Source organism: Streptomyces sp. S.PB5 (assembly GCF_030403745.1).
In the GTDB taxonomy this organism is placed as follows: domain Bacteria; phylum Actinomycetota; class Actinomycetes; order Streptomycetales; family Streptomycetaceae; genus Streptomyces.
The window spans coordinates 242,711-263,587 of the sequence record NZ_JAQMWP010000011.1 but is presented as its reverse complement, the minus strand read 5'-3'; the positions used below and the strand labels follow the sequence as shown (position 1 = coordinate 263,587).

Sequence of the window (20,877 nt, the reverse complement as noted above, 5' to 3'; positions counted from 1 at the left end):
ATGGACGCTCTCAGGACACTGCTGAGCCGGGCCCCGGGCTCGTACCTCGCACTCACGGCCCGTGCTCAACTTGTCGGACTGCACTCCGTCCTGTGTGAACTCCTCGCCGCCCTGCCCGACGACCCCGGAGTCGAGGAGTGCCGCGCAGTGTTGCGGGAGGTGGAGTCGATTCTGGCCGCCGGTGCGGCGGGGCTGCCCGCACCGGCGGCCACCATGCCGAGATCCGACGGAAAGACAGTCCGCGGCCCGTCGGGTACGGGGGCCGAAGTGGTTCCCGGAACGTCCACCGCAGCCGTGCTCGCTGCGGTGCCGCACCCGGCGCCCTGTGCCACTGCGGACGACCCCGCTGCGGTGTCGGCCGCCGCAGCAGTGCGGGAGGCGCCCGTGCCCACTTCCCTCGACCGGACCCCCTCGGCCGCGGGCGTCCACCGGCCGGGCTCAGGCGCGGACCCCGAACTCTCCGCCCTCGTAGGGGAGTTCGTGGCAAGTCCGGAAGCAGTCGACTACCTCGGACCGGTGCAGCTCCCGTCGAGCGCTGACACCCCGGCGCTGTGGCGTTGGTTCCATCTGGCGATGCTGCGACTGCCGACTGTGCACGTCCCCAAGTGGCGAGAGAGAGCAGGTCAGTTGGCGCTGGCGGACCCGGCCGGAGCTGAATGGGTCGAATGGCGAGCGCTCGACCGTGAACAGGTCCTGGTGCCGGCGCTCCCCCGATACCAATCGGCCGGAGTGCGATTGGGTGTGCGAGGGGAAGCAGCGCCGTGGGCTCTGGAGGCGGCGGATTGCGAGGAGACGCCTGGCACCGCGCCCGTCGGCGAGGGCCAGCCGCAGCTGCCGGTGTGGGTCGTACTCGCGGGCTGGGTCGCCGGACTCGGTGAACTCGACGACCAGCTGCACCACTGTGTGGAGAGCCTCACACACCGGGGCACCGTCTCGCTGCGCGACCCGGCCCACCGCCTTGCCTATCGGCAGGAACTCGCTCAGCGGATCAGCCGCCTCGCCGCTCGCCGGTCCCAGGACTCCGCGGCGGAACTCCATGCGGCGCTGGCCGTGGACGAAGCCCTGTGCTCAGTGGTGCACCTGCCCCCGGCGGCGACCGGCAGTTGGTGGGCCGAGGTCGCGGAGGCGTCCCAGCGGGCCGTACTCGAAGTGCGCCGGAGGGCGCGCGGCAGGGGCGCCGACGTCGCCGTGGAGGTCCTGGCCCCCTTCTACCGCGAAGCCCGGCAGCGGACCGGTGGCAACGACATCCCGCTGGACGCAGGGGGACGCAAGGGCCAGGTACTCGCCGGCCTGCGGCTTTGGGCGCGGATCGACGGCAGGGAGCTGCCGGGGCGGGTGGTGTATCGGGGGTGAATTTCCGACTTACGTTCCCGGCACGTCACGCGAAGGGGGAGAGCGGAGTGAACCACTCTCGGTGACATCGGCGCCGATCTCCACCTGCCAGACGGGCAGCAGCATGGCGTGGAACCGGGTGGGCACTCTGCCCTGGCCGAAGGCGGCGTCCTCCAGGACTCGCTCTTCGGGGAAGTTCATGGAGGGCCGTCATGACATCCCCGTGGTCCCTCAGATCGCCGCGGTCGAGCAGATGCTGGTGCAGGTCGTGAATGAGAGCGCGGAAGCCGGGATCGTTCGCACGGATCAGAATGCTCAGGTCGCCTGTGAGGACCAGCTGGCTCTTGGCGTGCGTGAAGGCGACGTTGGCCCGGCGTAGCTCCTTCAGAAAGCCGGTACGGCCTTCGGGGTGCTGCGCGTGAAGCCGTACAGGACGACATCGCGTTCCCCGCCCTGGTAGGAGTCGACGCTGCCGACCGAGGCATCGGCCAGCTGAGAATCACCGATCAGCAGGGGCAGGTGGCGGACGACCGCCAAGCGCTGCGCGAGGTGGGGGACGATCAGCACCCACTCGGAACCCGGAACCCCGGTGGTGGTAGAAGGCGGCCGAGATGAAGGCAGCGATCTCGGCGGGCATCCGGCGCCGGCGGGTCAGCTGTACGACAGGGGAGGAGGGCAGTCCGGCACGCAGGCGTTCCAAAGCGCTCTGTGACAACAGCCGGACCAGTTGGGGTCGCCGACGCCTTGGGCCCGTGTCCGCGACGCCGATCTGACCGGCTTTGTCGACGATCCCGGAGGCCGGTGGACACCGACGTCGACAATGCCGACCGTCAGGTGAGGCTGAGCTTCCTGGGATGAGCGAGCTCGTCCTGGCGCCTCAGGTGCGTGACGTCAGAGATGGTCGCTCATGAACATCTGGAGCTGGACGAGGGCGCGCACGCTGCGGCAGGACGGTGGAGCACTCGGGCCGCCCCGGCCTCCTCACCGTCGGCGGCTGGGGCACGAGACCCAGGTGACCTCGGACGCCACCGGACTCCGCCACGTCACCTCGCTGAGTTCCGTCACGTCGAGCGCGTCGCCCGCGTCGAGGGTGTACTCGGTGCCGTCGACCCGGACGACGACGGTGCCCGTGACGACGTAGAGGAAGAGGCCGCGGTCCTCCAGGTCGACCGGGCAGGTTCCCTCGTCGCCGGGGGCGGCGGAGACGATCGACGCGCGCAGGGTGAGCAGGGGGTGGGAGACCTCGGCGGTGGCCGACGGCTGGCGTGGTATGGCGGACAGCCGGATGGTCTCCTGGCCCTCCTCCGCGACGACCGTGCGGATGCTGACGCCGAGGGCCTCGGTGATCGCGGCCAGCGTGTTCAGGGAGGGGTGGTTGACGCCCTTCTCGACCGCGGAGAGGTAGGAGACGGAGACTCCGCAGGACCGGGAGAGGGCGGCGAGGGTCAGCCCGCGGTCCTGGCGAAGCCGCCGCAGCCGGCCGCCGACACGGGAAGCCAGCGCGTCCTCGTCGAGGGCGACGTCCTTGGCGCTCACAGCACCGCCGGGGTGACGACCCACAGGATCTCCGCGGGTTCCTCCGAGATCACCTTGAGCTGGTGCTCGGGATGGGAGGAGTAGTGCAGGGTGTCACCGACGCCCAGCCGGTGCACCGCGGTGCCGATGCGCATCTCGATCTCGCCCTTGAGCACGAGCGCGAGCCGCTCCCCGAAGTGGGAGACGGACATGGTCGAGTCCGACGGCGTGATGTGGTCGACGAGGCCGGTGAAGGCCGGGTCGGCGGAGCGCGCGGAGAGCACCGTGTAGACGCTGCTGCTGTTCCTGCCCACCCGCAGGTTCTTCAGCTGGGCGGCGCGGTGGACGTGCACGTTGGTGCGTTCGGTGGCCGGGAAGAACGCCGACATGTCCGTGCCCAGCACGGCCGCGAGGGCTGCCAGAGAGCTGAGGCTCGGTGTGGTGACGCCGTTCTCCACGTTGGCGAGGTAGCCGGCGGTGAGGTTGGCCTTGTCGGCGAGTTCGGCGAGCGTGAGGCTCCGCGCGCGGCGCAATCGGCGGAGCCTGCCGCCCAGTTCCACGATCTCGTCCACGCGCCACCTCCCAATGGCTCCCGGGGCGTCCCGTGCCCCTCGACATCGGGAGACGGTGCCGCACCGTACGCCGATCGCGCCCATCATAAGCACGCTCGTGTGCGCACCCCGGTCAGCCCCTGAGAATCCCGGCAACCATGTCCGCCGCTGGTCAGATCCGCCAGTCCCCCCGGTCGAGGATCGTCACCGCCGTGCCGTCGTCCGTGAGCCCCTCCACCGTCATCTCCGCCGACCCGATCATGAAGTCGACGTGGATCGCGGAGGTGTTGACGCGCGCGTGGTCGTCCGGGTCCGCGACCGGGGCGAGATAGCCCCAGCCGAAGGCGAGATGGGTGGCCGCGTTCTCGTCCAACAGGGTCTCGTGGAAGACCGTGCCGAGCGGTCCGATGCGGCCGAGGCCGTCCACCAGGGCGAGTTCGCCCAGGCGCGCGGCGCCGGGGTCGCGGGAGGTGTAGCCCTTGAGGACGTCCGCGCCGCGGTCGGCCTCGATCGAGACGGCCCGGCCGCCCTCGAAGCGGATGCGCATGCCGTCGACCGTGGCACCGGCCAGGGTCAGCGGGCGTGAGGAGGCCACCACGCCGTCGACGCGTTCCGGGTCGGGCGTGGTGAGCAGTTCCTCGGTGGGCAGGTTGGCGAGATGGCCGACGCCGTCGCGGTTGGTCATGGCGGTGGTCAGCCAGCGTGAGCTGGGCAGGAGGCCGACGGTGAGGTCGGTGCCGGGGCCGCGCAGCCGGATCGCGTCGAAGCGCCGTTCTGTCAGCCGCTCGCCGACCCCGGCGAGCATGGTCATGCGCTCGCGCCAGGCCGCCGCCGGGTCCGGTTCGTCGAGGCGGCAGATGTGGGAGAGCTCGTCGACGAGTCGGGCCAAGGCCTCCTCGGGCGGCAGCTCGGGGTGGGCCACGGCGGCCCAGCCGGGCGAGGGGTGCGGTACGAGGGTCCAGTTGATGCTGCGGTCGTTGATGACGGTGCGGCGCTCGGGGAGCATCGGGAGCATGTCCCGGCCGGCGAGCGCCGGGTCGAGTCCGTCGAGTGCACCGGGCCGGGTCGGGCCGGTGATCCGCACGGTCGCGGCTCCCGCCTCGCCCTGGGCGAGGACGGCGCTCGGCAGCCACGGCGGGACGAAGGCGAGGGTGTCGGGCTCGGCGTGCTGCACACGGACCCGCTTGAGCAGCGGGTCGAACACGCTCACGTCGACGAAGCGGGCCCCGCGGTCGTAGGCGGCTCGGGCTATCTCGCGCGCGAGCGGCAGATGGCCCGGTTCGGCGGACACGACCACGATCTGGCCGGGCTGGACGTTGGCTCCCACGGTGACGGCGAGTTCGGCGATACCCCTGGTGAAGTCCTCCATGATCCCCATGAGGGGGACTGTACGCCGGAATTCCTGTATGGAAAAGTATTGTTATGGCAGACAGGAATTCTCCTCCCGTCCCCGGCACGTCATCCGACCCCGCCATCGCCCCCGGCTCCGCCGGCTCCCCGGCCCTCTCCGCCCGTGACCGGAAGCTGCCCGTCGTGGCGGCCTCCATCGGCAACTTCGTCGAGTGGTACGACTACGCGATCTACGGCACCCTCGCGGTCGTCCTGGCCACCCTCTTCTTCCCCGAGCAGAGCACGACCGCCGCGCTCCTGCTGACCTACGCCGGATACGCGGTCGCCTCGGTGCTGCGGCCCGCCGGCGCGCTGCTGTTCGGCGCGCTCGGGGACCGCCTCGGCCGCCGCTCCGCGCTCTCCGCGGTGGTCCTGCTCATGTCGGTCTCCACCGCGGCCATCGGGCTCCTGCCGACCTACGCCGACATCGGCGTCTGGGCCCCGGTACTGCTGTTCACCTGCCGCGCCCTGCAAGGACTCTCGGCGGGCGGCGAGTACGGCGGCTCCGCCTCCTTCCTCGCCGAGTACGCGCCCCCGGGCCGAAGAGCCCTCTACACCAGCTGGCAGACCTTCACAGTCCTGCTGTCGTTCCTCGTCGGCGCTCTGCTCGGCGCCCTGCTCACCCGTGGCCTCGGCCAGGACGCGCTGCTGTCCTGGGCCTGGCGCATCCCGTTCCTCGTGGCGCTGCCACTCGGCGTGGTGGGCCTCTACCTGCGCCTGAGGCTCCAGGACACCCCGGCGTTCACCGAGCTCCACAGCCGGCAGGAGATCTCCCGCAGCCCGCTGAAGGAGACCGCCCGCGAGCACCGCGGCGCCCTCGCCCGCGTGTGGGGGCTGGCGTTCTTCGGCACCGCGGCGACCTTCGTCTTCCTCACCTACTCCACCACCTACACCGTGGTGACGCTGAAGTCGTCCCTCGACGTGGCACTCACCGGCCTGAGCATCGGGCTGGCCGTCGGGCTGGTGCTGTGCCCGTTCGTCGGGATCGCCGCCGACCGCTGGGGGCGGCGCCCGGTGATGATCGGCTCCACCGTCGTGGTGCTGGTGCTCACCTACCCGGTGTTCCTGCTCATGGGACAGGGCTCCGCGCCCGCGATCGCGGCCGGCTTCGTTCTCTTCAGCGTGCTGATCACCCTCTACACCGGTGCCGCGCCCGCGGTGCTGACCGAGGCGTTCCCGACCCGGGTCCGCTACTCCGGGCTGTCGATGGGGTACAGCGTCGCCGGGTCGCTGACCGGACTGCTCACCCCGTTCGTGCTGGAGTGGCTGATCGACCACACCGGTACGGCGATCGGCCCGAGCCTGTGGATCCTCGCCACCGGCGCGGTCGGCCTGGCGGCCGCGATACGACTGCCCGAGACCCGGGGAGCGGAGCTGTCCTGACGGCGGCGGACGGCGACCGGCCCCGCACCCGGCCGCCGTCACCCCTGGTCGACGAACGCCCACGACATTCCGCCGCTGTCCCGCACGGCGGCGAGGAACGCCCCCTGGCCGCTGGTGTGTCACCCGTCTGTCGCTCTGACCGCCCCCCGGGCCCCCGGTCGACGCAGCAGATGGCCGGCCAGGAGGGCGAGCGCGAGCAGGAGGAGGATCACGAAGGCGACGCCGAGCACGTCGTGCAGCGCCGGCATCCGCGCCTCGGCCGCCGTGTGCGTCGCGTCGGTGTGGTAGGCCTGCCGGATCGCCAGGAACGCCGCGCACAGCGCCGCCCCGACCGAACCGCCCAGACTGCGCGCCATGTTGAACAGCAGCGACCCCGACGAGGCCTGGCTCGCGCCGAGCGCACGGGTGGCCATCAGTCCCAGCGCGGCGAGCAGCAGCCCGGACCCCACCGAGCGGGCCATCAGCGCCAGCACGATCACGGCGTACGGCGGTGTGTCGCCGGCCAGGAAGGGCAGCAGCGCGGCGACGGCGAAGACCGTGGCGCCGGTGGCGGTGAGGAGGAAGGTGTCGACGCGGCGCAGCAGGACGGGCAGGCCCAGCGCGATCACGAGCTGGACCGTACCGCCGTAGAGCGAGACGGTGCCGATCTCGCCGGTCGAGAAGCCCAGGGTGGTCAGATAGAGGGGGATCAGCACAAGGCTGGAGTACACCGCGCCGCCCGCCACGACGTTGAACACGCAGCTGGCCAGGAAGGGGCGCAGCCGCAGCAGCCGCAGGTCGACGAGCGGGGCGCGGCCGCGCAGTTCCGACCACGCGAACAGCGCGAAGGCGACCACCGCCGTGCCCGTCCCGGCCGTCACCACCGCCGAGGAGAACCAGCCCCGGTCCTGGCCGGTGTCCAGGACGTACTGGGTGCAGAAGAGGGCGACCACCACCGCCGCCACGCTCACCGCGTTGAACCGGCGGCCCAGCGGCGACTCGTCCGGCCGCATGGCCCGCAGCGCCGGCAGGGCCAGCCACAACGCGAACGCGCCCGCCGGGACGGCCACGCAGTACAGCGCCCGCCAGCTGATCCACTCTCCCAGGGTGATGCACAGGATCGGGGCGAGGACGTAGGAGCCGGTGACCGTGAGGGAGAACGTGGAGATGGCCTTCGGGTGCTCGTCCAGGGGCAGCAGGACGACGATCGCGTAGTAGGCGAACGGCATGATCGCCCCGCTGGCAGCGCCCTGCACGAGGCGTGCCACGAGCAGGCTCTCGAAGTTCCAGGCGCTCGCCGAGAGCAGCGCCCCGGCCACGAACAGGCCGACCAGCAGGACGAGATAGGTGCGCGGGCGCATCGCCCGGGTCAGATAGGCGCTCAGCGAGAGGGTGATCAGCTCGGCGGTCGCGTACGCCGTGATGACCAGCGAACCCTTGCCGAGCGAGGCGTCCACGCCCTGTTGGATGCTGCCCAGCGCGGTGCTCGTCATGGACAGGTCCAGGACGGTCATGGCGGCGGCGAGGATGCAGCCGAGGACACCGCGCCAACGGGCCGGCGCCCAGGCGTCGTTGCCCGAGGCGCCTGCGGAGGCGTCGGCTTTGGCGTGTCCGGAGGGACGGGACGCCGTCATGAACCTTCCTTCGCGTCGAGAGGTTTGCGGCCCCACGCATAGACCGTGATCGAACGGATGTCGGTGAAGCCGGGGTCCGCGCACAGGGCGGTGACCTCGTCGACCTCGGCCGAAGTGAGCAGGCCGGCCTCGACCAGATAGGCGCCCTCCTGCCGGATGTTGGCGGCGGCGAGGGCACCGTAAGAACCCTTGTCACCCAGGAGGTTGATCCGGGACAGGGCGTCGATGTCCCGCAGCCCGGCCCGCGCGAGCCGGGCCGGGATCGTGGTCGCCCACCGGGTCAGGTCGGAGCCCTGCGCCGTCCAGCCCACTTCCAGGGCGCCGAAGAAGCGGCGGACCGGCGCATGGGCCGAGAACTCGGCCGGCATGCACATGGCGTCACCGAGGACGAGCCACCCGCCGGGTTTCAGCCACCGCACGGCCCGGGCGACGAGTTCCTCGCGTTCCGGCAGGTGACAGAAGGTCAGACGGGAGTGCACCAGGTCGAAGGCGCCGGGCGCGAAGTCGAGGGCGCGGATGTCACCGGTGCGCCATTCGAGGTTGCCGCGTTCCGTGTCACCGAGGTAGCGGGTGTCGATGTCGACGGCGGTGACCGAGCCGTCCGGGCACTGGTCGGCGATCCAGCGCGCGACGGAACCAGCCCCGGCACCGATCTCCAGGCACCGCCAGTCGCCGCCGAGCCCGGTCGCCCGCAGCGCGGTGCGCGTGTCGGGGTCGCCCCACGCCTGGAGCAGCCGCAGCCGCTGCAGTTCCTCGGGAGTGTCCTTGCTGAGCGCGCCCGAGGCGTAGTCGGTCGCGAGTGCCGTGTCGCGGCTCATGAGGCCACTCCTTCGGTGGGGGCGGGGTGCGGCGGCCGTAAGTCGCGCTGTGCGAGGGCTGCCTCCAGCGCGGACGCCACGCGGAACACGGTCGCCTCGGCGTGCGGCCGCCCGACGATCTGCAGGCCGACGGGCAGGCCGTCGTCGGCGAACCCGATCGGCAGGGCGAGCGCCGGATGGCCGGTGACGCTGAACGGGATCGTCTGCATGTCGTTGACGAGCCCGGGCGGCGGCCAGTCGTCGGGGAAGTCGCTCCAGCGGGCGGCGGTGGTCTGCCCGCACGCGGTGACGAGGACGTCGTGGCGGTCGAAGACGGTCTCGTCGAGCCGTCGCCGCAGCCACCGCCGTACCTCGTGGGCGCGCCGCAGATCGGCGGCGCCGACACCCGCGCCCGGCATCACGCGCTGGTAGGTGTAGCGGCCGAACAGGCGTGGGCGGTCGCGCAGTTCGTCACGGTGTTCGGCGAACGCCTCCGCCGCGAAGACGATCCGGCCGCACGCGTTGAACACCTCGTACGGCGGTGGGGTGACCGTTTCGACCCGGGCCCCGAGGCCGTCGAGGACGCCGAGAGCCTGCTCGATGCCGGTGACGATCTCGGGCCTGGTCAGCGGGTCGTCGGCATACCAGCCCGGCGAGTGCGCGATGCGCAGCCCGGCGACCGGCCGTCCCAACGCCCTTGTGTAGTCGCCGACTCGGGCGTCACGGGTGCGCGGGTCGGCCGGGTCGGGGCCGGCGATCACCGACAGGGCCGCCGCCGCGTCGGCGACCGTCCAGGTCAGCGGGCCGAAGTGGTCCAGGGTGGGGGAGAGCGTCCGGGCGCCGTGCCCCGACACCAGTCCGTACGTCGGTTTCAGCCCGACCGCGCCGCAGTGGAACGCCGGGCCGCGGGTGGATCCGCTGGTGTCGGAGCCGACGGTGACGCGCACCAGCCCGGCGGCGACCGCCGCGCCCGAGCCCGACGAGGAGCCGCTGGGCACGTGGTCCTCGCTCCACGGATTGCGGGCGGGCGGGAACGGCAGGTCGAAGCTCGGGCCGCCGACCGCGAACTCGAAGGTGGTCAGCTTGCCGAGCCCGACCGCTCCTCCGGTCCGCAGCCGCCGCTCGACCGTGCTGTCGGCCGTAGCCACCGTGTCCGCGCACAGCCGGGAGGCGTTGGTGGTGGGCACGCCCTCGGCGTCGAAGATGTCCTTCAGCGCGTAGGGGATGCCGTGCATCGGCCCTCGGTCGACCCCGGCCCGCAGGTCCCGGTCGGCCGCCGCGGCCCGCTCCAGCGCCGACTCCCGCGTCACCAGGATGAAGGCGTGCAGCGCCGGGTCGAGCCGGGCGATCCGGTCCAGGGCGTGCCGGGTGAGCTCGACCGAGGTGAGCTCGCCGGAGCGCAGCCGCGCCCCGGCCTCCGGCACGGAGAGCTCGTGCAGTGCGTCGGTCACCCGGCGTCTCCCTCTGCGCCGCGGTGCCCGGGGTCGACGAGGCGGACCCCGCGCAGCAGCTCGGCCATGGCCCGCAGGCCCTGGTAGCCGCGCAGCACACCGCCCTTGAGGTCGGCGGGCACCTCGATGCCGAGCCGCGCGGCGCACGCGTCGAACTCCGCCTCGCTCACATCAGTCATCGACGCCCGGCTCCCGAGGACCCGCCTCGCGCTGCGCGGCGAGCCACGACTCGATCTCGTACGACTCGGTGGGCAGCGCCCCGGTCAGCAGGCGGTGGCCGGTCTCGGTCACCTGGACGTCGTCCTCGATGCGTACGCCGATGCCGCGCAGCTCCTCGGGCACCAGCTCGTCGAAGGGCTGGAGGTACAGGCCCGGCTCCATGGTCAGCACGTGGTTCTCGCGCAGGACGCCTCCGGCGTAGTGCTCGGGGCGGGCATGGCCGCAGTCGTGCACGTCCAGGCCGAGCATGTGGCCGAAGCCGTGCAGGGTCCAGCGGCGGTGGGCCATCGTCTCCGGGTCGAGCACCTCGTCGAGGCTGCCCTTGAGGATGCCGAGACCGCGCAGCCCCTCGGCCAGCACCCGGGTGCAGGTCCGCTGGATCTCCGCGAACTCCACTCCCGGGGCGAGCGCGGCGAGACCCGCGGTGCGGGAGGCGTGCACGATGTCGTACACGTCCCGCTGGGCCGGGGTGAACGTGCCGGAGACCGGCAGGACGCGGGTGACGTCCGCGGTGTAGCCCTGGTTGTTCTCGATACCCATGTCGAGGAGGAGGATCTGGCCGGGCTCGATACGGCCGTTGTTGCGGTCCCAGTGCAGGATCGTGGAGTGGGTGCCGCCGGCCACGATGGAGTTGTAGCCGACGCTGTTGCCGTCGACGCGGGCCCGCCAGGCGAAGACGCCCTCGATGAGCCGCTCGGCGGTCGGCGCGTCGGGGCGCAGCCGCCGGGCCACGTCCTCGAAGCCCCGGACGGTGGCGTCGACCGCGTCCTGGAGCTGGGCGATCTCCCATTCGTCCTTCTCCAGCCGCAGCTCCGACAGCACGCTCGCGAGCAGTGCGTCCCGCTCGACGTTGGCCGCAGTGACGGGCAGCGTGCCGGGTTCCAGGCCGCCGTCGAGGGCGGTGTCGTAGCCGCGCAGGACACGCAGTCGCGGGGAGGAGGCCACCGAGGCCAGCACGGCGGGCAGGTCGTCCAGGGAGCGGGTCTCGATCTCCAGGACGGTGGCCTTCTCCTCGGGCGAGAAGCGCCGGCCGTGCCAGATCTCGCCGTCCATCCGGTCGAGGTACTGGGCTCCGGAGGCGATGTCGGAGCGGGGGCGGGCATAGAGCACGGGATCGTGGCCGGTGGCCGTCGGGTGCAGGACCAGCACCCCGTCGGGCTCCAGATCGCCGGTCAGCCACAGGAAGTCGCTGCCCGCCCGGAAGGGGTGGGGGGCGCCGAAGGTGCGGGAGTGGATGGTGCCGGTGGGGATGACCAGGGTGTCGCCCGGGAACGCCGCCGAGAGCTGTGCCCTGCGCCGGGCGAGATGCTTCACCTGGGGAACAGGGGTGAGATCCACCTCCTCGGTGCGCCAGCCGGTCGTCATGAGGTCGATGAACGGCTGGGGGATCGCCCGGTCGTGGCTGCCCGAGCGTTCTTCCCGTCCGATGTTGGCCAAGGTGATGTCCTCATTCATGATTCGTGATTCGTGATTCGTGATTGGTGATCAGTGGGGTGGGGTGTGGCTGTTCAGGTGGGCGCAGGTGATGAGGTCGAGGTAGGCGCACCCGGTGGAGGCGAAGACCGTCCGCCGTCCGGCGAAGTCGTCCGACCCGGGCCCGACGAGGACATCGAGCTCCACGGCGTGGGCATGGCTCTCGCCCGCCTCGGCGATCGCCGTGCCCAGGTCCTCGACGACGACCACGCTGGTGCGCAGGAGTTCGGCGGGCAGTTCGCGGGACTCGGTGGTGTGCGCCCCCATGCAGTTGATGTGCACATGGCCCGGAAGGTCGTCCGCCGGGATCGGCAGCGGTGTCACGGACGTGGTGGCGGTGGACAGGATGTCGACGCCCCGGGCCGCCTGCTCGGCGGAGTCGCACACCACGACCTCCACCGCTGAGCCGGCGGCGGCCGCCGCGGCCCCGATGTCACGGGCGAAGGCGGCGGCACGGCCCGCGTTCCGGGCGAAGACCCGTACCTCGGCGAGGTCGCGCACCGCCGACACCCCGAGGAACTGCTGGCGGGCCTGGACGCCCGCCCCGATGACCCCGAGGACCCTGCCGTCCGGCGCGGCGCACCGGTCGGTCACCAGAGCCGTCACGGCCGCGCACTTGAGGTTGGTGACGGTGGCGCCGTCGAGCGCTCCGAGGTAGCGGCCGGTGGAGACGGAGAACATCGGCACCAGGGCGGTGACGGTCGCGCCGCGGCCCCGCACCGGCGAGGCCACGATGGTGGCGACCTTGTTGACGTACAGGTCGTGGTCGGGCGACACGGCGGGCATGGAGATGAACTTCGTGCCCGTCGCGTCCTCGACGGTCTCGCGCGGCGGGACCAGCATGCGCACGACGGAACCGCCGCGCAGGGCATCCCCCATCGCCGCGGCCAGTGCGCGGACGGACCGCACGGACGACGTCCGCGCGGTGTCCGTGGCCGTCACAGGAAACCGTCCAGTACGTCCTGGAGGGCGTCGACGAACTTCTCGGTCATCTCGGTCGTCATGTCGCCGCGCAGCATCAGCCTGATGCCGGCCTGTCCGCGCGGGACGACCGGGAAGAACATCGCCGAGCAGTAGTAGCCGCGCCGGTACAGCTCGGTGGCCAGCTCCACGGCCCACTCGTTCTCGCCGACGGTGACGAACTTGATGTGCGACCCGGTGCCGCGGATGGGACGGTCCTTCATCCGCCGGTCGAACAGGGCGATGTTCTCGGCCAGTTGACGCTGACGCTCGCCCAGCTCGGCCGAGCGGTGGACCTGGATGCTGCCCAGGGTCGTCCCGATCGCGGCGGTGCGCAGCCCCTGGGACCAGCCCATCGGGCCTGAGCGGTACAGGAAGTCGAAGACGCTGGAGGAGCCGAGCATCGCGATCCCGCCGGTGCTGCCGAACGCCTTGGCCGTCGAGGCGACGATCATCGTGCGCTCGTCGAGTTCCCGAAACACCGAGCGCGCGTAGCCCTCGCCGCTCGGTCCCCGGGTGGACAGGGCGTGGGAGTCGTCCATGTAGACGTACATCCCGTACCGCTCCTGCAGGGACTTGATGCCCTCCAGATCCGCGAGGCCGCCGGTGGAGTAGACGCCCTCGCAGACGTAGGCCACGCGCGGGTACTTGCGGCAGACGTCTTCCAGGAACTCCATGTCGTTGTGCGGAGAAGTCAGCACGAGCGTCTCGTCGGCCACGACCGGCTTGACGAAGTTCATCGAGAAGTGCGCGAACCGGTCGAAGACGACGACCAGCGGGTCGGTGTCGGTGATGTGCCCGGAGGCCAGCAGCGGCAGCACCGCGGAGCTGATCACCCCGCAGGAGATCGACGGCAGCACGGGCGTGCCGAACAGCTCCGACAGCTCCTCCTCCAGCCGGTGCGCGGCCTCGAGGCGGATCCGGAACTCGGCCATGGCGAGGCCGGTGACGTTCTCCGTGCGCAGCGCCTCGACACCGGCCTCGACGACCGTCGGATGGCTGTTGAGGCCGAGGTAGGAACAGGAGGCGAGGTTGAGGAACTCGTGACCGGTGCGCACGTCGCGCAGCCGGTTCTGGCCGTTCGTGGCGTCGACGCGGATGTCGAGCATGCCGTGCTCGCCGGCGAGCTTCCAGGCCGCCTCGCCCGCCGGGACCATGCGCTGGTTGTTGCGGAACCGGTGCGGTCCCATCGTGGTCTCGAACTCCGCGTCGGTCACGGTGTCGCGAGTGTGCATGCGTCTCCTCGTGCAGCGGGAGCAGGGGACGGTACGGCGGACTCCGGCGCCCTCAGAAACGAGCCGAGCCGTTCCAGCGCCTGACGCGCCTTCGCCAGCCGGGTGTGGTGCAGATGCCAGACATGGACCATGCCGGGCCAGACTTCGAGCCGGACCGGTACGGCCGCACCGGCGAGCTTCACGGCGAAGCGTTCGGCGTCGCTGTGCAGCATCTCCCGCTCGCCGACCTGGATGAGCACGGGCGGGAAGCCGTGCGGATCGCCGTAGTGCGGTGAGGCGTACGGCGTCTCGGGGTCCGTGCCGGCCAGATACGCCTTCTGGACGTCGTTCACCACGGACCGGGTGATGAGCGGGTCGATGCTCTCCTTGGAGGTGAAGGTCTCCCCGGTGCCGGCCAGGTCGGTCCAGGGCGACACACAGGCGGCGGCCCCCGGCATCGGCAGTCCCCGGTCCCGGGCGGCGAGCAGCATCGCGAGGACCAGCCCGCCGCCGGCCGAGTCCCCGGCCACCACGATCGACCGCGGCGGGCGGCCCTCCGCGAGCAGGGCGGCATAGACCTCGACCGCGTCCTCCAGGGCCGCCGGGTAGCGGTGCTCGGGTGCCCGGCGGTACTGGGGGTGCAGGAACGGGATGCCGGCGGCGCGGGCCGCCTCGGCCACCATGCTGCCGTGGCTCTGCTGCGAGCCGAACACATAGCCGCCGCCGTGCAGCCAGATCCCGACCCGTGAGAGGTCCGCGTCCGGCGGGGTCAGCATGAAGGCCGGCACCCCGCCCACCCGGCGGGCGGACACCTCGATGTCCGTGGCCACCGGGGTGCCCCACCGGTCGTAGAACTCACGCCCCTCGAAGAGGTCCTCGGGCCAGTCGTCGGCCTGCAACAGGTCGAGCAGTTCGGCGAGTTCCGCCTCGTCGACGGCGTCCATGCCCGGCACGGGCGGGCGTTGCAGCGAGGTCACGTGGGCCGCCTCAGCCCTGCGCCGCGGGCACGGCGCCGACACCGCGGTGGTAGCGGTCGTGGTCCGGGGTGTCGACCTCCGGCACCGTGACGTGGACCTCGGGGAGGGGGAGGCGGTAGTGCCGGTACCAGTTGTCGAGGTTCTCGCCGTCGGCGAACTGGAGCTCTATGTGGCGCAGGGGGCGCTTGCCCGGCTTGGCGGGGTCGGTCAGGCGTGGGGTGGTGCCGGCGTGGGCCAGTCCGCCGGAGACCTCGTTGTTGAGGACGACCATGACCATGTCGGAGTCCAGGTCGACGTCGAGCGCGAGGGAGTGGTGGGCGAGGATCTCCTCGGTGTACTCCTCCTTGACCGCGACGTTGTAGCTGTGCGGCATCAGCTCGACCAGGTCGGCCGGGTCGACGCCGTTGGCCCGGCAGAACTCACGGGTGTCGCTCACGATCGGCAGGCCGCCGGTGATGTTCGTGTACGGGCCGTAGACATTGCCGATGAACGTGGTCGCCGCGTCGAAGTGGACGCACTTGGTGGTCAGGAACTCGCGCGACTCGGTGTGGTCGGAGTTGGGCGTGAAGCTGGTGTTCTTGTTGAAGCCGTCGACGTCCATGCTGGCGACCTGGTCGTATCCCATGACGACCGGGGTGTGCAGGGAGAAGTCGACCTCGGCGCTGAACTCCTTGAAGATCGTCTCGAAGTAGTCGCGCACGAGCGCGGCGTCGGCCTCGTTGCGGATGTCCCGTCCGTGCAGGGCGAGCAGCGCGCTCGCGCCGCGCAGGACGGCCAGGCCCGCGCCGTCGGCGACGAGGTCCACGAGGCGGGTGACGAGGTCGCCGGGCACGGGGGTGAACTTGCCGTCCACCAGGCTCACTTCGTAGGTGGAGACATCGATGTCGGCCTGCTTGACGATGTCCGTGATCGTGGTGCTCACTGTGTCCTCCACGGTTGCCGGGGCTGGTCTCGGCTGGCGGGTGCGTGGTCGTGGGCGGGCGGGGTCAGCGGACCGGGCGTGCCTGTCCGTCGTGCAGCGCGAGCATGCGGCGGGCTCTGAGGACGAAGGGCGGGGCGAGGACCTGGTCCTTGCTCACGGCGAAGCCCCGTTCGTCGGCCTCGTAGTCCTTGATCGTCTGGCGGAAGCCGTCCAGTTCCTCGGGGCCGACGGCGAAGGTCTCCAGGATGGGCATCAGGTGTTTGGGGTGGATGGCCGCCTTTCCGGTGAAGCCGCACTGCTTGGCGGCCTCGCACTGGGCGCGTACGACGTCCATGTCCCACAGTTCGAAGGAGTTCGTGTCGATGACCGGCAGGCCGTGGCGTGCCGCCGCCACGCACATCCGGGCCCGCGCGTGGGCCAGGTACGACTCGTCCGGCGCCCACATCTCGGCGATCAGGTCGGCCTGTCCGAAGCAGAGTCCGTCGCTGGCCGCGGCGATGTCGAAGGCGTTCTCGACCGCGTCCACCGTCTCGATGAAGCTGCAGATCTCCGGCGGATCGGCGAGGCCCGACAGCAGGGAGCGGTAGATGGCCACGTCCCGTCCGGCGGCGACCTTGGGCACCAGGACCGTCTGCACCGGAAGGCCGCCGACCTCCCCGCCCAGGGCGAGGAGCGTCTGGATGTCGAGCAGTCCGTCGGGCGTCTCCACACTGTTGATCCGCACGGAGACCCCGGACAGTCCCGTCCCGGTCAGGTCGACGTCGGCGAGCCGCTCGCGGGCGGTCGGCTTGGCGTGCCGGGGAACGGAGTCCTCCAGGTCGAGGACGAGCGCGATCGAGTGCCGGGGCACGTTCTTCAGAAGGGCGTCGGCGCGCGACGCGGGCACGTAGAACAGGCAGGGGTCGACCCTCATGACCGGACCTCGCGTCCGAAGAGGGCGTCCATCTTCTGCAGGGAGAACGTCTCGTAGCGGATCGGCTCGTAGAGGGCCTCCCGCTCCCGTGTGAACATCGGGAAGCACTCGATGACGGCGTCGTCGTTGGCCAGTTTGAAGAACACGATCGACTGGCGCGGGCGGTCGACGAGCCTGACCCGGTGCGGGGTCGAGACGTACTCGTCGTTGGACCAACGCGCCATCAGGTCACCGATGTTGACGATGAACCAGTCGCGTTCGGGCACGTCGACGTCGATCCACTCGCCCGACAGGTCCCGCAGCTGCAGCCCCGGCCCGTCCTCGGTGAGCAGGGTGATCAGGGTGCCGTCGGTGTGCTCGCCCATGCCCTGGTCGTTGAGGAACTCCGTCTTCACCCCGGGGTAGAACTGCGAGCGCAGCGAGTCGTTGGAGCGGTCGGTGCGTACGGCGAAGAAGTCGCGCGGCAACTCCAGGGCGACGGTGAGCAGTTCGGTCAGCCGGGCGGCGATGCTCTCGCAGGCCGTGAAGTAGGTCTTCAGCGCGGTCCGCAGCCTGGCCCCGTCCTGGTCGGCGGGGAAGGGCAGGTCCTCGGTGTCGTCGAGAACGAGCCGGCCGACGCTGAACTTCTCGACGTAGTCCGAGGGCATGCCCTGCTTGCCGGTGTAGGCGTAGGCGTTCTCGGAGAGCAGGGCGCTGTAGCCGTAGGGGCTGTAGTCGTTGTCGCCGCGGGCGGTGCTGGTGCGCATCGGCAGGGCGTTCTTCTGCTCGGCGGGCCGGCGGAAGAAGTCGAGGGACAGCTCGTAGGCGTCGTCGAAGACCTTTCGGTCGATGCCGTGGTCGCGCACGATGAAGAAGCCGACCTCGGTGCAGGCCCGGGAGATCTCGTCGGCGACCTTCTTCTCGTCTCCGTACCGGGCCGGATCGAGGCTGATGACCGGGAGTGCCGTCATGGTGGGTCTCCTGTTCTCAGGGGGTGCGCAGGGAGGCCAGAAGCGTGCGGTCGAACTCGATGACCTGGACGCCGTCCTGGTTGCGGCCCACGGTGTGGACGGTGACGATGCCCTCGCCCGCCCGGGTGGCGGACGGGCGCTTGGCGACGATGGTGGTCTCGGCGTAGAGGGTGTCCCCGACGAACACGGGGGCGTTCAGCCGGACCTTGTCCCAGCCGAGGTTGGCGACGGCCTTCTGGCTGATCGTCCTGACCGTCATGCCGTTGACGATCCCGAAGGTCACCAGGCTGGAGACGAGCAGCTTCTTGAAGGGGGTGCCGGAGGCGTAGACGTCGTCGATGTGGAGCGGGTGCTGGTTGAGGCTGAGCAGCGAGCTCCAGATGTTGTCCGTCGCGGTGATGGTGCGGCCCGGGCGGTGCTCGAAGACCTGGCCGACCACGTAGTCCTCGTAGTGCAGGCCTGCGTCCTCGCGGAAGCGTCCCGGTTCGATCTCGACGTAGGCCGGCGGTGTCGTGTCGCTCAACGGGCAGTCCCCCTCGGTCCGGCCAGATGCGGTGTGGGATCGCTTCCGAGGGGCCGGACACCGCTGCGGTGCAGTGCGGCGCGCACGGCCAGGACCACGGCGGCCCGGTGCGTCTCGGCGAGGCCCACGCCCCAGACCGGGCGGTCCTCCACCAGCAGCCTGGCGTAGCAGGCGTGCGCGGCGCCGGTGTCGAGTCCGGCCGGGCCGGGGGTCATCTGGTCCACCTCCGCGCGGACCCCGCGGGCACGGACCGCGGCGAGCAGCAGCTCGACGGGGTCGTCGGCGTCGTCAGCGGGGGAGGGAAGCGCGGACCGGTCGCCCGCGGCGCAGTACTCGGCGCGGAAGGTGTCCCAGATCCGGTCCGGCTCCACCTCCACGCCGGTGACGTCGGTGATCCGCTGGATCGCCCCGGCGAACTCGGCCCGCAGCTCCACCGGCAGGTCGAGCCCCCACCGGGAGCGCAGCACGTGGGCGATACCGCCTTTGCCGGACTGGCTGTTGACCCGGATGACCGCCTCGTAGTCGCGGCCGACGTCCTTCGGGTCGATCGGCAGGTACGGCACGTCCCAGGGCAGTTCGCGGGCCGGCACCCGTGCCTCGGCGGCCTGCCGGTCGAGGCCGGCGAGTCCTTTGGCGATGGCGTCCTGGTGGGTGCCGGAGAAGGCGGTGAAGACGAGTTCGCCGGCGTACGGGTGACGGGGCGGCACCGGCATCTCGTTGCACTCCTCGACGATCCGGCGGATCCCGGGGAGGTCGGAGAGGTCGAGTTGGGGGTCGATGCCGCGGCTGAACAGGTTCAGCGCCAGGGTGACCAGGCAGACGTTGCCGGTCCGTTCGCCGTTGCCGAAGAGGGTGCCCTCGACGCGGTCGGCGCCCGCGGCGAGCGCGTATTCGGCGGCGGCCACGGCGGTGCCGCGGTCGTTGTGGGGGTGCACCGAGAGGATGATCGCGTCGCGCCGGTCGAGGTGGTGGTGCATCCACGCGATCTGGTCGGCGAACACACCGGGTGCGTGCATCTCGACGGTGCTCGGCAGGTTGAGCGTCAGGGGCCGCTGCGGGGTGGCGTCGACGATCTCGGCGACGGTGTTCGCGATCTCCAGTGCGAAGTCGGGCTCGGTGACGTTGAAGGTCTCCGGCGAGTACTCGAACCGGATCTGACCGTCGGCGCGGTCCGCGAGCCGCACCATGCGCTCCGCGCTCTGCCGGGCCAGCGTCAGCACCTCGGACGGGGTCATCCGGAAGACGACCTCGCGCCACAGGCAGGAGGTGGCGTGGCACAGATGGACCACGGCACGGTCCGCTCCCCGGACCGCCTCGAAGGTGCGGTCGATGAGGTCGGGGCGGGCCGGTGTGAAGACGGTGACGGTGACGTCGTCCGGTATACGATCGCCGGTCACGAGGTGACGTACGAACTCGAACTCTGCCTCGCTGGCGGACGGGTAGCCGACCTCGATGTCCTTGAAGCCCAGCCGGACGAGCAGGTCGAACAGCTTGCGCTTGCGCCGCTGGTCCATCGGGTTGGCCAGGGCCTGGTTGCCGTCGCGCAGGTCCACCGAGCTCCACAGGGGGGCGTGGTCGAGCGGACGGTCCAGCCAGGTGCGCGAGAGGGGCCGGTGCGGTTCCAGCGGTCCGGGACGTTGGTAGCGGTGGATCGGCATCCCGGACGGCTGCTGCGGGTTCCACCAAGGCTGAACGTCGGACGAACTGCGGGCGGGCGATGGTGACTTCATAGATTTTCCCCTTGGCGAACCTGCGCGTTACTCACGAACGCTCGAGCGGCGGCACACTGGGCTCTACGCTGTCCACATGGGTATTTCCTGCGCGAGAATCTCTCGCCTCTCCACGCAGGAAATTAGAGCCGCCGCGATTCTCGGATGTCAAGACATTCGAGCCCGTGGGTGCCTGCGCGCGGCGGTCAACTCGCCCGCATCCAACACAAACTGGCTACCCGTCAGATGCTGCCCCGCTCCATGTCGGCCCGGCCTTCGCTGGCACGGATGAACCGCGTCATGCCGAACTGGCTCGCGCCCGGCGGGTCCGCGGGTGCGGTCGTCGACGCCTCACCGGCCGGCCCGTCGGAGGGCAGGACGTACGGGCGCCGGAACACCTCGTCCAGGACGAAGACGGTCTCGGTGGCCCGCACCGCGGGGACATTGGCGAGCCGCTCGGTGACGAGACGGTGCACCGCTGCCACGTTGGGCACCCGGATCTGGATCATGGCGTCGTGCTGACCGGTGGTGACCGCGCAGTACTCGACCTCCGGCATGGCCGCGAGGGTCGCGCGGAACTGCTTCCACATGTCCTGGCGGACCGTCACGAAGACCAGGGCGCAGATGTCCAGGCCGACCCGGGCCGGGTCGACGCGGGCGTTGAAGCCCTCGATGACCCCGTCGTCGACCATGGCCTCGAAGCGGGTGTAGGCGCTCGCCCGGGAGATGCCGATCCGCTGCGCGAGGGCCGCGACGGAGATCCGGCCCTGGGTCCGCAGGACGTCGAGGATCTTCAGATGGACGGCGTCGAGGGTGAGACCGATGCCGATTCGTCCAGTCCGGTCGCCGGATGACGAGTCGCCTCTGGACACATCTCCCATGAAGAACCCCTTCCCAAGACTTTCATCCAAGAGGTTCCCACTTCACTGGAACTTCTGTGTAGCTTCACCCCACCCTGGCGATGAATTGTCCAGGGCGTTCCTCTC

22 protein-coding genes are annotated in these 20,877 nt (G+C 71.0%); 3 read left to right on the top strand and 19 right to left on the bottom strand.

Features of this window, described 5'->3' with window-relative positions; all coding sequences use genetic code 11:
• A complete protein-coding gene (locus PH203_RS28975; RefSeq protein WP_289923551.1) occupies positions 1-1,353 on the top strand; it encodes a hypothetical protein in 1,353 nt (450 codons plus the stop codon).
• 9 nt (positions 1,354-1,362) lie between these two features.
• Here PH203_RS28975 and PH203_RS28970 read toward each other — a convergent pair whose 3' ends face one another.
• Positions 1,363-1,533 carry a hypothetical protein gene (locus PH203_RS28970; protein WP_289923550.1) on the bottom strand — a complete coding sequence of 57 codons (171 nt, stop codon included), beginning with the start codon at positions 1,531-1,533 and terminating at the stop codon, positions 1,363-1,365.
• 22 nt (positions 1,534-1,555) lie between these two features.
• On the opposite strand from PH203_RS28970, the gene PH203_RS28965 reads away from it, so the two are divergent.
• The gene (locus tag PH203_RS28965; RefSeq protein ID WP_289923548.1) at positions 1,556-1,711 is read left to right on the top strand and encodes a hypothetical protein; all 156 of its coding nucleotides are present in this window, start codon (positions 1,556-1,558) and stop codon (positions 1,709-1,711) included.
• Positions 1,712-1,716: 5 nt separating this feature from the next.
• Here PH203_RS28965 and PH203_RS28960 read toward each other — a convergent pair whose 3' ends face one another.
• The 4 genes from PH203_RS28960 to PH203_RS28945 all read right to left on the bottom strand — a co-directional run bounded on the left by PH203_RS28960 (position 1,717) and on the right by PH203_RS28945 (position 4,776).
• A complete protein-coding gene (locus tag PH203_RS28960; protein WP_289923547.1) occupies positions 1,717-1,899 on the bottom strand; it encodes a hypothetical protein in 183 nt (60 codons plus the stop codon).
• A gap of 414 nt (positions 1,900-2,313) precedes the next feature.
• Positions 2,314-2,868, bottom strand: a complete 555-nt coding sequence (locus PH203_RS28955) for a helix-turn-helix transcriptional regulator (protein ID WP_289923545.1) — start codon at positions 2,866-2,868, stop codon at positions 2,314-2,316.
• On the bottom strand, positions 2,865-3,419 hold the full coding sequence (locus PH203_RS28950) for a cupin domain-containing protein (protein WP_289923544.1): 555 nt from the start codon (positions 3,417-3,419) through the stop codon (positions 2,865-2,867). Before PH203_RS28950 ends, PH203_RS28955 begins: the two co-directional genes overlap by 4 nt.
• A gap of 151 nt (positions 3,420-3,570) precedes the next feature.
• Positions 3,571-4,776, bottom strand: a complete 1,206-nt coding sequence (locus tag PH203_RS28945) for an aminopeptidase (protein WP_289923541.1) — start codon at positions 4,774-4,776, stop codon at positions 3,571-3,573.
• Positions 4,777-4,820: 44 nt separating this feature from the next.
• Here PH203_RS28945 and PH203_RS28940 point away from each other — a divergent pair, with 44 nt between their 5' ends.
• Positions 4,821-6,170: an MFS transporter gene (locus PH203_RS28940; RefSeq protein WP_289923537.1), complete on the top strand. Its 1,350-nt coding sequence runs from the start codon at positions 4,821-4,823 to the stop codon at positions 6,168-6,170.
• A 119-nt stretch (positions 6,171-6,289) separates the two neighbouring features.
• Here the strand turns inward: PH203_RS28940 and PH203_RS28935 are convergent, their stop codons facing one another.
• The 14 genes from PH203_RS28935 to PH203_RS28870 all read right to left on the bottom strand — a co-directional run bounded on the left by PH203_RS28935 (position 6,290) and on the right by PH203_RS28870 (position 20,772).
• The gene (locus PH203_RS28935; RefSeq protein ID WP_289923535.1) at positions 6,290-7,783 is read right to left on the bottom strand and encodes an MFS transporter; all 1,494 of its coding nucleotides are present in this window, start codon (positions 7,781-7,783) and stop codon (positions 6,290-6,292) included.
• Positions 7,780-8,601, bottom strand: coding sequence for a class I SAM-dependent methyltransferase (locus PH203_RS28930; protein ID WP_289923533.1), 822 nt, complete (start codon positions 8,599-8,601; stop codon positions 7,780-7,782). The genes PH203_RS28935 and PH203_RS28930 overlap by 4 nt, the downstream gene beginning before the upstream one ends.
• Positions 8,598-10,031: an amidase gene (locus tag PH203_RS28925; RefSeq protein ID WP_289923532.1), complete on the bottom strand. Its 1,434-nt coding sequence runs from the start codon at positions 10,029-10,031 to the stop codon at positions 8,598-8,600. The genes PH203_RS28930 and PH203_RS28925 overlap by 4 nt, the downstream gene beginning before the upstream one ends.
• Positions 10,028-10,210: a hypothetical protein gene (locus tag PH203_RS28920; RefSeq protein ID WP_289923531.1), complete on the bottom strand. Its 183-nt coding sequence runs from the start codon at positions 10,208-10,210 to the stop codon at positions 10,028-10,030. Before PH203_RS28920 ends, PH203_RS28925 begins: the two co-directional genes overlap by 4 nt.
• Positions 10,203-11,705, bottom strand: coding sequence for an aminopeptidase P family protein (locus tag PH203_RS28915; RefSeq protein WP_289923530.1), 1,503 nt, complete (start codon positions 11,703-11,705; stop codon positions 10,203-10,205). The genes PH203_RS28920 and PH203_RS28915 overlap by 8 nt, the downstream gene beginning before the upstream one ends.
• Before the next feature lie 30 nt (positions 11,706-11,735).
• Positions 11,736-12,665: an ornithine cyclodeaminase family protein gene (locus PH203_RS28910; RefSeq protein ID WP_289923529.1), complete on the bottom strand. Its 930-nt coding sequence runs from the start codon at positions 12,663-12,665 to the stop codon at positions 11,736-11,738.
• Positions 12,662-13,918 (bottom strand): aminotransferase class I/II-fold pyridoxal phosphate-dependent enzyme, encoded by a 1,257-nt coding sequence (locus PH203_RS28905; protein ID WP_289923527.1) that lies wholly within the window; start codon positions 13,916-13,918, stop codon positions 12,662-12,664. The genes PH203_RS28910 and PH203_RS28905 overlap by 4 nt, the downstream gene beginning before the upstream one ends.
• Complete coding sequence (locus tag PH203_RS28900; protein ID WP_289923526.1) at positions 13,897-14,874, bottom strand: alpha/beta hydrolase; 978 nt, start codon at positions 14,872-14,874, stop codon at positions 13,897-13,899. The genes PH203_RS28905 and PH203_RS28900 overlap by 22 nt, the downstream gene beginning before the upstream one ends.
• A gap of 10 nt (positions 14,875-14,884) precedes the next feature.
• Positions 14,885-15,796 carry a hypothetical protein gene (locus tag PH203_RS28895; protein WP_289923524.1) on the bottom strand — a complete coding sequence of 304 codons (912 nt, stop codon included), beginning with the start codon at positions 15,794-15,796 and terminating at the stop codon, positions 14,885-14,887.
• A 64-nt stretch (positions 15,797-15,860) separates the two neighbouring features.
• Complete coding sequence (locus tag PH203_RS28890) at positions 15,861-16,709, bottom strand: aldolase/citrate lyase family protein (protein ID WP_289923523.1); 849 nt, start codon at positions 16,707-16,709, stop codon at positions 15,861-15,863.
• Entirely contained in the window at positions 16,706-17,659 is a 954-nt protein-coding gene (locus tag PH203_RS28885; protein ID WP_289923520.1) for a 2-oxoglutarate and iron-dependent oxygenase domain-containing protein, read from the bottom strand. Before PH203_RS28885 ends, PH203_RS28890 begins: the two co-directional genes overlap by 4 nt.
• 16 nt (positions 17,660-17,675) lie before the next feature.
• Complete coding sequence (locus tag PH203_RS28880) at positions 17,676-18,182, bottom strand: MaoC family dehydratase (RefSeq protein ID WP_289923518.1); 507 nt, start codon at positions 18,180-18,182, stop codon at positions 17,676-17,678.
• On the bottom strand, positions 18,179-19,912 hold the full coding sequence (locus PH203_RS28875) for a 2-isopropylmalate synthase (RefSeq protein ID WP_289923517.1): 1,734 nt from the start codon (positions 19,910-19,912) through the stop codon (positions 18,179-18,181). Before PH203_RS28875 ends, PH203_RS28880 begins: the two co-directional genes overlap by 4 nt.
• A gap of 221 nt (positions 19,913-20,133) precedes the next feature.
• A complete protein-coding gene (locus PH203_RS28870; protein WP_289923515.1) occupies positions 20,134-20,772 on the bottom strand; it encodes an Lrp/AsnC family transcriptional regulator in 639 nt (212 codons plus the stop codon).
• Positions 20,773-20,877: the final 105 nt, after the last annotated feature.